The sequence below is a fragment of the Flavobacteriaceae bacterium HL-DH10 genome, assembly GCA_031826515.1.
Classification (GTDB): domain Bacteria; phylum Bacteroidota; class Bacteroidia; order Flavobacteriales; family Flavobacteriaceae; genus Thalassobellus; species Thalassobellus suaedae.
Map to the genome: position 1 here is coordinate 911163 of CP134536.1, position 11941 is coordinate 923103.

General features: G+C 31.3%; 12 protein-coding genes. 7 read left to right on the plus strand and 5 right to left on the minus strand.

The features are described from left to right. Window positions 1-60 precede the first annotated feature (60 nt). The 5 genes from RHP49_04050 to RHP49_04070 all read left to right on the plus strand — a co-directional run bounded on the left by RHP49_04050 (window position 61) and on the right by RHP49_04070 (window position 4548). Entirely contained in the window at window positions 61-1119 is a 1059-nt protein-coding gene (locus tag RHP49_04050) for a ketoacyl-ACP synthase III (protein WNH13434.1), read from the plus strand. A gap of 2 nt (window positions 1120-1121) precedes the next feature. Further along, entirely contained in the window at window positions 1122-1643 is a 522-nt protein-coding gene (locus RHP49_04055) for a methyltransferase (GenBank protein WNH13435.1), read from the plus strand. A 70-nt stretch (window positions 1644-1713) separates the two neighbouring features. Then, window positions 1714-2895: a glycosyltransferase family 4 protein gene (locus RHP49_04060; protein ID WNH13436.1), complete on the plus strand. Its 1182-nt coding sequence runs from the start codon at window positions 1714-1716 to the stop codon at window positions 2893-2895. A gap of 169 nt (window positions 2896-3064) precedes the next feature. Next, window positions 3065-3580, plus strand: a complete 516-nt coding sequence (locus RHP49_04065; GenBank protein ID WNH14374.1) for an acyltransferase — start codon at window positions 3065-3067, stop codon at window positions 3578-3580. Window positions 3581-3582: 2 nt separating this feature from the next. After that, on the plus strand, window positions 3583-4548 hold the full coding sequence (locus tag RHP49_04070) for a Gfo/Idh/MocA family oxidoreductase (protein WNH13437.1): 966 nt from the start codon (window positions 3583-3585) through the stop codon (window positions 4546-4548). 31 nt (window positions 4549-4579) lie between these two features. Here RHP49_04070 and RHP49_04075 read toward each other — a convergent pair whose 3' ends face one another. Together RHP49_04075 and RHP49_04080 are read right to left on the minus strand one after the other, a co-directional pair. Beyond that, window positions 4580-5386, minus strand: a complete 807-nt coding sequence (locus RHP49_04075; protein ID WNH13438.1) for a DNA/RNA non-specific endonuclease — start codon at window positions 5384-5386, stop codon at window positions 4580-4582. A gap of 1 nt (window position 5387) precedes the next feature. After that, window positions 5388-7049, minus strand: a complete 1662-nt coding sequence (locus RHP49_04080) for an alkaline phosphatase family protein (protein WNH13439.1) — start codon at window positions 7047-7049, stop codon at window positions 5388-5390. Window positions 7050-7158: 109 nt separating this feature from the next. On the opposite strand from RHP49_04080, the gene RHP49_04085 reads away from it, so the two are divergent. Together RHP49_04085 and RHP49_04090 are read left to right on the plus strand one after the other, a co-directional pair. Beyond that, window positions 7159-7896: an ABC transporter permease gene (locus tag RHP49_04085; protein WNH13440.1), complete on the plus strand. Its 738-nt coding sequence runs from the start codon at window positions 7159-7161 to the stop codon at window positions 7894-7896. Next, window positions 7896-8663 carry an ATP-binding cassette domain-containing protein gene (locus tag RHP49_04090; protein WNH13441.1) on the plus strand — a complete coding sequence of 256 codons (768 nt, stop codon included), beginning with the start codon at window positions 7896-7898 and terminating at the stop codon, window positions 8661-8663. Before RHP49_04085 ends, RHP49_04090 begins: the two co-directional genes overlap by 1 nt. Window positions 8664-8709: 46 nt before the next feature. Here the strand turns inward: RHP49_04090 and RHP49_04095 are convergent, their stop codons facing one another. The 3 genes from RHP49_04095 to RHP49_04105 all read right to left on the minus strand — a co-directional run bounded on the left by RHP49_04095 (window position 8710) and on the right by RHP49_04105 (window position 11934). Next, complete coding sequence (locus RHP49_04095; GenBank protein ID WNH13442.1) at window positions 8710-9936, minus strand: DUF389 domain-containing protein; 1227 nt, start codon at window positions 9934-9936, stop codon at window positions 8710-8712. Window positions 9937-10253: 317 nt separating this feature from the next. After that, window positions 10254-11333, minus strand: a complete 1080-nt coding sequence (locus RHP49_04100) for a mannose-1-phosphate guanylyltransferase (protein WNH13443.1) — start codon at window positions 11331-11333, stop codon at window positions 10254-10256. Then, window positions 11326-11934, minus strand: a complete 609-nt coding sequence (locus RHP49_04105) for a sprT domain-containing protein (protein WNH13444.1) — start codon at window positions 11932-11934, stop codon at window positions 11326-11328. The genes RHP49_04100 and RHP49_04105 overlap by 8 nt, the downstream gene beginning before the upstream one ends. Window positions 11935-11941: the final 7 nt, after the last annotated feature.

Sequence of the window (11941 nt, forward strand, 5' to 3'; positions counted from 1 at the left end):
CTTTAATTATAAAGTAATTATCTTGCTGTTACTTTAATTTAAAGGCAATTTTTCTACAATATGAATATCAAAATTACTGGCACAGGAAGCTATATACCTGCCAATATAGAGAAGAATGAAGAGTTTTTCAATAATGAGTTTTTAAATAGCGATGGCTCAACAATTAACGCTCCCAACGAGGTAATCGTAAAGAAATTTAAGGCTATAACGGGCATTGAAGAAAGGCGTTATGCAAAAAAACATTTAAACACATCAGATATAGCCTCTTTTGCTGCCGAAAAAGCGATTGAGGATGCTAAAATTAATCGTGAAGATTTAGATTATATTATTGTAGCTCACAACTATGGCGATATAAGACACGATAGTATTCAAAGTGATACCGTGCCTAGCATAGCTTCTAGAGTAAAACATCTTTTACGCATTAAAAATCCAAAATGTGTAGCATATGATATCCTTTTTGGTTGCCCAGGTTGGGTAGAAGCTACAATTCAAGCAAATGCTTTTATAAAATCAGGGATTGCTAAAAAATGTCTTGTTATAGGTGCCGAAACCTTATCTCGTATGATTGATCCACACGATAGAGATTCTATGATTTATAGTGATGGTGCTGGTGCTGTGGTATTAGAATCTACAAATGATGAAGGTGGTATAATCACTCATAATACGGCTACTTATGCCTTTGATGAAGCACACTTTATATACTTTGGAGAAACCTATAAGCAAGAAACTAATGAAGACCGTAGATACATAAAAATGTACGGCAGAAAAATTTATGAATTTGCTTTAACCAATGTACCGCTTGCCATGAAGTCTGCTCTTGACAAAAGTGGTATTGACATTAAAGATGTTAAGAAAATACTCATTCATCAAGCCAATGAAAAGATGGACGAAGCTATTGTAAAGCGCTTTTATGAATTATATAATCTTGAAATGCCTGAAGGTATTATGCCAATGAGCATTGGTAAATTAGGAAATTCTAGTGTAGCAACTATACCAACGCTATACAATATGATATTAAAAGGCGCTCTTGAAAACCAAGAAATAAATAAAGGTGATGTTATTATTTTTGCAAGTGTTGGTGCTGGTATGAATATAAATGCTATTGTCTACAAACAATAATTATGTACAAAAAAAACTATCCAAGTAAACGTTTTAAACACACTATAGAATTTTTAAAAAGTAATGTTTCTAATTCTGAATCTATATTAGATTTAGGAATAGAAAATGCTTTAACAAATGTGATGCAACAACATGGCTATTCTGTTAAAAACACAAAAGGTGAAGATTTAGATATGGACACTTCAACAATAACAAATTCTAATGCAGATGTCGTTACAGCCTTTGAAATTCTAGAACACCTTATATCTCCTTTTACTGTTTTAAAAGACATAAAGGCCAACAAACTAGTTGCAAGCATACCTTTAAGGTTATGGTTTTCTTCAGCCTATAGAAGTAAAACCGATTTATGGGACAGACATTTTCATGAATTTGAGGACTGGCAGTTCGATTGGCTTTTAGAAAAAGCGGGGTGGAAAATTATAGACCGAAAAAAATGGACAAATCCAACAAAAAAAATAGGCTTCAGACCTATTTTACGATGGTTTACTCCAAGATATTATATAGTCTATGCCGAAAGAGTTTAATTTTATTATAAGTAAATGATTGTTTTCTTTTTTCAATCATAAATCAAAAAAACATCATTAGCTTAATAAAATGAATATCGGAGTAGTACTTGATAATGAATTTGATAACGACCATAGGGTTCAAAAAGAAATACGTGTATTATTATCTGAAGGGCATTCAATCTTCCTTTTATGCTTCGACTTTGGCAATGCATACAAAACCTATAATGATATAGAAGTTACCAGAATTCCTATTCATAAAAAAATTAAAGATGCTTTAGTTTTGCTTAGTACCAACTTTGTGTTTTATGAATTTTTATGGAAACAACACATTACATCATTTATCATAAAAAATAAGTTAGATGCTTTACATGTTCATGATTTATATCTAGCAAAGGCTGCTAAAAAAGGTATTTTAGCATCTCCATTTTCTATACCTCTTACTCTAGATTTACATGAAAATTACCCCGCAGCAATAAACTCATACGAGTGGGCTACAAAAGGTTGGAGAAAACACATCGTTCAACCAAAAAAATGGTATAAAAAAGAAGGTGAATATCTAAAATATGCTAACAACCTTATTGTCTTAAGTAACTATTTTAAAGATAATTTATTACAAAGATTTACCTTTTTAAAAGCGACACCAATTTCTGTTCATCCGAATATGCCAGATTTTGAAAGTTTTGAAAGCTTTAAAAAAAATGATTTTCCTGTAGCATTTGAATCCATTCATCCCACAGTTTTTTATTTTGGTGTTGTTGCCAAACGTAGAGGCATAATTGATATTCTTCCTTGGCTTATCCAGTTATTAGAAAAAGGAAAAAAATTCCACACCCTTATTATTGGACCGATAGATAAAGCTGATAAAAGGCTATTTAACAGTTACATCAATCACCCTGTATTAAAAAACAATCTAACTTACATTCCATGGAGTGATGTAAAATATCTTCCTGCCTATTTAAAAAAAATAAGTATTGGATTAGCGCCATTTCAGGTAAATGCTCAACATGACTCAGGAATTGCAAATAAACTATTCCAATATATGTATGGAGAAATACCAATATTAGCAACTAAATGTAAAGCACAACAAGAACTTATCGAAAATTCTGGTTGCGGATTACTATATGATAATTTTGAAGAGTTTGACGAAAACCTTACTAAATTAATAGAAAATCCCGAATTAAGAAAAACATTGGGAGCAAAAGGAAAGAAAGAATTGCTTAAACTTTATAAAGAAAAAGCGGATTGCAATTTTATTGAAATATACAAATAAGCATTTTTTTGTTTCATGGGAATCTGAAAACTTTCATAAAAGTTCCTTATTTTTATACGCCGCATTATTTCACTTAATTACAACTTAATATAACCTAGCTGTTTTGAATACAAAAAATTTATTTTATTCCCATCCAACAGCAGTAATTGATTCTAATTCTGAAATAGGTATGCATACCAAAATATGGCATTTCTCTCACATAATGAGCGATTCAAAGATTGGAGAATCTTGCAATATTGGACAAAATGTAGTTATTTCACCTAACGTTATTATTGGCAATCGGGTTAAAATTCAAAATAATGTATCTGTTTACAGTGGCGTAATATGTGAAGATGATGTTTTCCTAGGTCCTTCAATGGTATTTACAAACGTTATTAACCCTAGAAGTTTTATTGTTCGTAAAAAAGAGTTTTTAGAAACTTATGTAGAAAAAGGTGCGACTATTGGTGCCAATGCCACTATTATATGTGGAAATCGTATTGGAACTTATGCCATGATAGGTGCTGGTACTGTAATAACAAAACCTGTACCTGCCTATGCGTTAATTGTAGGTAATCCTGGAAAACAAATAGGATGGGTTAGCAAATATGGTCATAGGCTAACTTTTAATAGTAACAATGAGGCCACTTGTAAAGAAAGTGGTGAAAAATATAGAATAGACAACAATACTTTAATTCCTGAATAAAATTGAAAAAATTTGCCTTAATGGGAGCTGCTGGTTTTATAGCCCCACGACACTTAAAAGCTATAAAGGAAACTAACAACCAACTTCTTGCTGCTTACGACCCCAATGATAGCGTAGGTATTATAGATTCTTTCTTTCCTCAGGCTCATTTTTTCACCGAATTTGAGCGTTTTGATCGTCATTTAGAAAAATTACGCATAGAAAAACAGCAAGCTATCGATTATGTATCAATTTGCACACCTAATTATTTACATGATGCCCATGTACGTTTTGCATTAAGAAATGGTGCAGATGCTATATGTGAAAAGCCACTGGTATTAAATCCATGGAATGCAGAAAAACTAATAGTTTTAGAAGAAAATTATTCAAATAAAATTAATACTATTTTACAATTAAGACTACACCCTTCTATAATTGCGCTGAAAGAAAGAATTAAAAATGAACCAAGTGATAAGATTTATGATATTGACTTAACTTATATCACTTCAAGAGGAAATTGGTATTATGCTTCATGGAAAAGTGCTATTGAAAAATCTGGTGGTATTTGTTCCAATATAGGAATTCATTTTTTCGATATGCTCATTTGGATTTTTGGTGATGTAGAAAAAAGCATAGTTCATGTTATGGAACATGATAGAGCTTCTGGAGTATTACATTTAAAAAACGCCAATGTTAGATGGTTTTTATCTATTAATTCAGATACTTTACCTCAAGAAATTTCAGAAAGTGGACAACGAACGTTTAGAACGATTACAATAGATAAACAAGAACTAGAGTTTAGTGCAGGTTTTACTGATTTACACACAGAATCTTACAAACACATTCTTTCTAAAAATGGTTTTGGAATATCTAAAACTTTAAAATCGCTTAAATTAGCTCATGAATTAAGACATGCGCCTATTGCACCTCTTACTGATGATTTTCACCCTTTTGCTAAACTTCCGTTATCAAAACACCCATTTAGCTGAAGTCGTATTATTTAGTCTCAATAAAAATGAATTAAAAACTCCAATCTTTATAACGACTTGAAGCTTCTAATTCATTTTCAATAGCATCATCTAACTCAGAAAAAAAATCAATTCCGGTTAGTTTTTCAATGGTATCTACAGATACTACGAATTCATATAAAGGTTTATTAGAATCTTTATGAGGCAGTAAGAAGGCTATCATTTTTGTTTTCCCTGTGTTATTATCAATTAACACTTTATAAAACTGATTTGGAACAGAAACATGCTCGTCTCCAATAGTTTTCATATTCCCTTTTAATACACCTCCCGTCACAACAAAAACACCATCATATTTACTAGCCCAATAGCGCGTTTTTTGTTCTAAGCTATTCCAAATACCAGCGTTAAATTGATGGTCTTGCGGACTAATATTACTTGTTAAAAAAGTTTCATCGTGAGCAAACTGACTATAACGTCTATCTCCAGCAGGACATAAATGCCCACGGTCGTAACCAGATTTTTTATAATTTCTCCAATCGGCCGCCCCTGTTTTTACAGCTTTATCAATTTCAAAATACGGACGCTTAAAATTGGCATTAGATAAATGTGATTTTTTTAGTTCGTATGCTACCCATTCTGCCTGTTCATGGGACTCACTATATGATAACGAATACCCTTCATGATGTACAATTTGTCCTGTTGTACTCGTTGGTAAAAAATATTCGTTGGTATTATTTTTTACATGCTTACCATCTTTAACAATTTCAGCTTGCTTTTCTTCATTTAAAAAATACTCATAACTATAAACCCCTAAAAGAATTAAGGCAGCTATAACTGAGTATAAAGTTCTTTTGTTCAAACTATTCCAAAACAAATTCTAAAGGTTGTCCTGTGGTTCCGTTTGGAAAACTTATTCCTAAATAAGCTGAAATTGTTGGAGCAATATCTGTGATATTAGTTTTCTTAAAAGTCTCACCGTGTTTAATACCTTTTCCGAAAAATAAAAGCGGCACATGAGTGTCGTAATTTAAACCAGAGCCATGCGTTGACCCTGTTTTACTATAAGAAATAAATGCTGGGTCATAAACAAAAATAACATCTCCAGAACGTTTTTGATTAAATCCGTTTTGTAATAAAGCTTCAATGCCTGTGTTAAATGACGCTGAACTCATTGTTGTAGCTGTATACACTTTATCTATATGATCGTAATTAATTATTTCATTAACAATATCTTCTTGTACATCGTCTAAATCTAGATTTAATTCTTTTATTTTTTCTCTATTTAAAAATATTTGGGTGTTACTAATATTTTCAATCAAATTTGTTACACCATATTTAGTATTCATAAACACATTTAACTTCGATTTTTGTTCCTTAGTATCAATATAACCAGCTGGTATTTTTACACTTTGCAAATATGCAGGTACATTTACTGCTGCATGATCTGCTGTTAAAAATATGGTATATTCTCCTTTCCCTATTTTTTCATCTAAGGCATTAAACAAACGCTCTAAATCTTTATCTAAACGAATATAAGTATCTTCAATTTCTTTAGAATTCACTCCAAATTTATGCCCAACATAATCTGTAGAAGAAAAGCTTACCGTTAACACATCTGTTATAGCATCTTGCCCTAACTGTTCACCATCTATTGCAGCAATAGCAAAATCTGCAACAATACTATTTCCATAAGGAGTTGATTTTAAAATATCAAAACCTCCATTATTATCTTTTAGAGATTTTAAATCATAAGGAAATGTTGCTTTTTCTTTTCCTTTAAACGTACCTTCAAAATTATTTAAATCGCTTCCACTTTCTATATAAATAGATTGATCGTATAAGGTATTCCATGGTTTCAAATACGACTCTGCAACATCTGACTTATTAAAATCTGTCACCCATTTTGGTAAACTCTCAAGATAATAAGTACTTGAAACAAAATGCCCTTCGTTTTTCCCTCTAAACCAATATGCCGCATTTGCAGTATGACCAGCAGGTAAAATAGCGCCTCTATCCTTTATAGAAATACCAATAGTTTTACCTTTCATTTGTGTAAACAATCTGTTTTCGTCAGCAAATGTTGTAGTTTTCATTCTGTGTGGAGACATACGCTCTGATTCAGAATCTGTTCCGACAGCTTTAACTGAAGCATCTCCTGTGCAATAAACCATCTTTTTTTGTTCTTTATCATACCAATCGTTTGCTATAACCCCATGATATTTTGGTGTTGTTCCTGTAAAAATTGAAGTATGCCCAGGACCTGTTTTAGTTGGCGCATAATTAAAATGATTGTTTTTACAATTAAACCCTTCTTGTATCATACGCTTAAAACCACCATTTCCATACTTAGTATAAAAACGTGTTAAATAGTCGTAACGCATTTGGTCAACAACAATTCCAACTACAAGTTTAGTGTTATTTTTTTCATCATTTAATGACTCTAACTCACCTGATGTAACTTGAGCCATTGAGGACAGACTGAATATTAAAAGCAATAAAATTATTTCTATTTTTTTTGACATAATCGTTTTCTTATGAAAATCAAAAATACAGAATTAAAAACATCATAATTTAAAATTAAAGTTAAATACCTCCAACTTTTTTTTTACTTTAGCACTATTAAATTTTACTATGACATACCTTCATAATATTGGGTCTTATTTTTTAATGATTATCGAGATGTTTCGTAAACCCACCAAGTGGAGTGTTATGAAAAAATTGGTTTTCAAAGATATAGACGATTTAATTATTGGCTCTATAGGCATCGTTGCTTTTATATCATTTTTTGTTGGTGGGGTTGTAGCAATTCAAACAGCATTAAATATAAGCAACCCTTTAATCCCGAAGAGTTTGGTTGGTTTCGCAACAAGGCAATCTATAGTTCTAGAATTCGGTCCCACATTTATTTCTATCATTATGGCAGGAAAAGTAGGCTCTTTTATAACTTCCAGCATAGGCACTATGCGAGTTACAGAACAAATTGACGCCCTAGAAGTTATGGGAATTAATTCTTTAAACTATCTCGTTTTTCCAAAATTTATATCCATGTTATTATACCCTTTTGTAATTTCTATAGCTATGTTTTTAGGGATTTTTGGTGGTCTGGTAGCTAGTGTTTACGGAGGTTTTAGCTCACTTGACGATTATATAACTGGAATTCAATTGGACTTTGATCCTTTTCATGTTACATATGCTTTTATTAAAACGACTGTATTCGCTTTTGTTTTGGCAACAATCCCTTCTTTTCATGGGTTTTACATGAAAGGTGGTGCTCTTGAAGTTGGTAAAGCGAGTACAACCTCTTTTGTTTGGACAAGTGTTGTAATAATTCTTATAAATTATTTACTAACTCAAATGATGCTAAGCTAATGATAGAGGTAAAAAATTTACATAAATCCTTTGATGGCGTTGAAGTTTTAAAAGGAATAAGTACCTCATTTGAAAAGGGAAAGACCAATTTAATTATAGGTCAAAGTGGTTCTGGAAAAACTGTTTTTCTAAAATGCTTGCTTGGTTTATTTGAATACGAAGAAGGCTCTATATCTTACGACGGGAAAATTTTCTCTAATTTAACGGAAGATGACAAACGGAATCTTCGTGCAAAAATAGGCATGGTATTTCAAGGCAGTGCTTTATTTGATTCTATGACAATAGCTGAAAATGTGATGTTTCCATTACAGATGTTTACTAAGATGAGCAAAAGTGAAATGCAAGACCGTGTAGACTTTGTTTTAAACCGTGTACATCTAGAAAACGCACATAATAAAATGCCAAGTGAAGCTTCTGGTGGTATGCAAAAACGTGTTGCTATAGCAAGAGCCATTGTTAATAATCCGAAATACTTATTTTGCGATGAGCCTAACTCTGGGTTAGATCCAAAAACGGCTATTGTTATTGATAATTTAATTCAGGAAATTACAGACGAATATCAAATTATTACAGTAATCAACTCTCACGATATGAATTCCGTAATGGAGATTGGTGAAAAAATTGTTTTTTTAAAAGATGGATTAAAAGCTTGGGAAGGATCCAATCAAACCATTTTTAAAACTGACAATAAAGCAGTTACAGATTTTGTTTATTCTTCTGAATTATTTAAAAAAGTACGACAAATGTATATTGAAGAAAAGCAGTAGTTGAAGCTGAGGTATAAACATTTACTTCTTTCACATAAAAAACACTTTAATTCAATCTCTTAACAACTAAAGTATCTAAATTAAGTTTTAACTTTAACCACTTTTCTAGCTTTTCTTTATCCTTTTTTCTAAAATCTTCTTTAGCTAAAGAATCAACCCATTTTACAGAAAAAACACTTATCGTATCTATTTTAGTAAAATTAGAATTTACAACATTAGCATAAGAGAACTGTTCTATGGTTTCGTAATTAATTTTCACTTCTTTAGTTAGTTCTTCAAAAGGAATATAATTCTTTTCTAATTTTGATAATTTTGAAACTTTTTTTTCTAAAAATGCTATTTTTTGTGTTTGAGATAATAAATCTAAAGAATCTCTAGTTCTGAGTTCTTCCATATATTTAAAATTGTCTAAATTTTTAGACTTATTTTGATTTAACACCAATTTAGTATTAGACAATGCGTTATAATTACTCATTCTCTTTTTAATAACTTCAATTGTTGACTCTGGGATTTCATCTAACCCAAACGTATTTAATTCAATGGCGTGTGTTTTATTATCTGAGTAATTATAAATAGCATTCTTTTTAATGTATTCATAATGTGGCAAAACGGTTAGTTCATTATTCACAAATGCCTTGGCATCTCTAGTAAAATTACTCTCCTGTAAAACGTTTATAAAAGTCCATACTGCGGGAACCATAACCACAATCGCTACCAAAGAAGCAATTCTACCTATACGCTTCCGCTTAGCAGAATTAACGTATTTAAGCATCGGAAACCGCAATACTTTTAAAACAACAAAGGTTGCCAGCGCTATAAAAATTGTATTGATGGTAAACAAATACATAGCTCCACCAAAATATTGCCAATTTCCTTTTGCCAATCCATAACCTGCTGTACATAAAGGTGGCATTAAAGCCGTTGCAATAGCTACTCCAAAAATAACGGATGCGATAGTCCCTTTTTTGGTTCGCGCTATAATTAATGCTAAACCACCAAAAAAAGCAATTAAAACATCTCGGATATCTGGTTTTACACGACCTAAAAGCTCTGAAGTATCTTCACTTAGCGGAAACAAATAAAAGAATAAAAAAGCTGTGAGTAAACTAAGAACAATCATGGTTCCTAGATTAATTAATGATCTTCTTAACGTATCAACATCATTAATGGCTATAGAAAGTCCAATACCAAGAATAGGTCCCATAAGTGGCGAAATTAACATGGCTCCAATAACAACAGCAGTAGAATTAGCATTTAAACCAATAGATGCCACAAAAATAGAACACACCAAAATCCAAGCCGTAGCGCCTTTAAAAGGAATATCTTTCTTTATTGCTTCTACAGTAGCATCCCTATCTGTATCTTCTCTAAAGTCTAATAATTCTTTTAGAAATTTTTTAATCTTCTCTAATAACCCTTGAGCATCCTTTTTGATATCTTCTTTTGACTGCTCAACAGAAAATTCTTTTTTTCTTCTTCAGAAAAATTAAACTTATTTTCTTCCATAATAATGATTATTGCCTCTAAAACACTAATATAAATTAATTTAAGATAAGTTCACCTAAAATATTTTATGCGATTTATTTCGACTTAACCATACTGCTCTCCAAACTTTCCCTTAACTTTTTGAAGTACTTTTTTTATGTCTTGTTCTTTTGTCTTAGGATAGATTAACAACACCTCATCCTTATCTACAATAATATAATCCTTTAAGCCATCAACAACTACAATCTTATCGTTTTTAGTACGTATCATATTACCCGAGGCATCTTCAACTAAAGTTCTTGCATTAACAACAGCATTCTGATTAATATCTTTGTTTAATTTATCATATAAACTTCCCCATGTTCCTAAATCGTTCCAATCAAATTCAGCAGCAATAACAAATACATTTTTAGATTTCTCCATAATGGCATAATCTACAGATATGTTTTCTGCTTTCGGGTAATTCTCTTTTATAAAATCTTCTTCAAATTCTGTATTGTATGCTGAAATTCCAGCTTCAAAATGTTGATATAATTTGGGTTGATTATTCTTAAATGCCGCTACCACACTTTTTACACTCCACATAAAAATACCTGCATTCCATAAAAAATTACCTTGTGCAATAAAATCTTTTGCGGTTTCGTAATCTGGCTTTTCTCTAAACTGATTTACCGCCTTTATTGTATCATTTGAAATTTTATCAAATTCAATATATCCATATCCTGTATTTGGAAATGTTGGTTGGATACCCAATGTCATTAAAGCATCATTTTTAGAACAAAATTCAAATGCTTGTTCAACATTTTCTGAAAATGTAGCTTCATCCTCAATCCAATGATCACTTGGTGCAACTATCATAACCGCATCTGGATTTTCTTTTTGAATTTTTAATGAGGCATATAAAATGCATGGTGCTGTATTTCGCATTGCAGGTTCTAAAACTACTTGCTTTTGCGTTACTTCAGGTAGTTGTTCTAAAACCAAATCGTTGTAGCGCTCGTTGGTTAATATATATATGTTTTCTTTTGGAATTAAATGTGTGAGCCTTTGAAAGGTTTTCTGAATTAATGTATCGCCAGTTCCCAACATGTCATGAAATTGTTTTGGAAAATCTTGTGTACTTACTGGCCAAAACCTCGATCCTACTCCTCCTGCCATTAATATGGCATAATAATTTTTATTCATAGTGTTTTTTTAATAATTCTACTTCTGCATTAGGATTAAAAAGATACAATCTTCCTGTCTGTATCTCAATACATTCAAATCTTTTAACCCGTTTTCTACCCATCTGAAAAATTCTCCCATTATATAGTTTAAAATTGCTTCCTACGGGTACTTCAAAAATATATGTTTTATTATTGGGTTTATCAAACTTTTTTAATGATAAAGCTAAATTAACATCTGTATCGCTTGATGCTTTTGGATTTTTGAAGTGTTTAGCTAAAAGCGGAAGTAATTCGTTTGGAAAAATATCAGGATTTAAAAAAGGTAACATTAAATGCTGAAATGTCCGTTTCCATTCAATACCATGTGGCTTTATAAGCTTTCCATAAGTATTATAAGCTTCAAAATGAGCAATCTCATGTATCAGTGTTATTAAAAACTTATACTCATTTAAGTTTGAATTTATAGTTATTTGATGCTTACCATTTGGCAATCGCATATAATCGCCATGTCGTGTTTTACGCTCTTTTTTAATTTTAACTAATAGGTTATCATGCCCTAAAAGTTTTAAAACTTGAGGCATTGCTTTAGGTGAGATAAAATCTTGAAGCTTGCTTTTCATTAAAACA

Excerpts from the sequence above, each read along its gene's own strand:
- RHP49_04080 (WNH13439.1), bottom strand. The coding sequence starts at position 7,049 with ATGTCAAAAAAAATAGAAATAATTTTATTGCTTTTAATATTCAGTCTG.
- RHP49_04050 (WNH13434.1), top strand. The coding sequence starts at position 61 with ATGAATATCAAAATTACTGGCACAGGAAGCTATATACCTGCCAATATA.
- RHP49_04090 (WNH13441.1), top strand. The coding sequence starts at position 7,896 with ATGATAGAGGTAAAAAATTTACATAAATCCTTTGATGGCGTTGAAGTT.
- RHP49_04100 (WNH13443.1), bottom strand. The coding sequence starts at position 11,333 with ATGAATAAAAATTATTATGCCATATTAATGGCAGGAGGAGTAGGATCG.
- RHP49_04105 (WNH13444.1), bottom strand. The coding sequence starts at position 11,934 with ATGAAAAGCAAGCTTCAAGATTTTATCTCACCTAAAGCAATGCCTCAA.
- RHP49_04060 (WNH13436.1), top strand. The coding sequence starts at position 1,714 with ATGAATATCGGAGTAGTACTTGATAATGAATTTGATAACGACCATAGG.
- RHP49_04065 (WNH14374.1), top strand. The coding sequence starts at position 3,065 with ATGCATACCAAAATATGGCATTTCTCTCACATAATGAGCGATTCAAAG.
- RHP49_04055 (WNH13435.1), top strand. The coding sequence starts at position 1,122 with ATGTACAAAAAAAACTATCCAAGTAAACGTTTTAAACACACTATAGAA.
- RHP49_04085 (WNH13440.1), top strand. The coding sequence starts at position 7,159 with ATGACATACCTTCATAATATTGGGTCTTATTTTTTAATGATTATCGAG.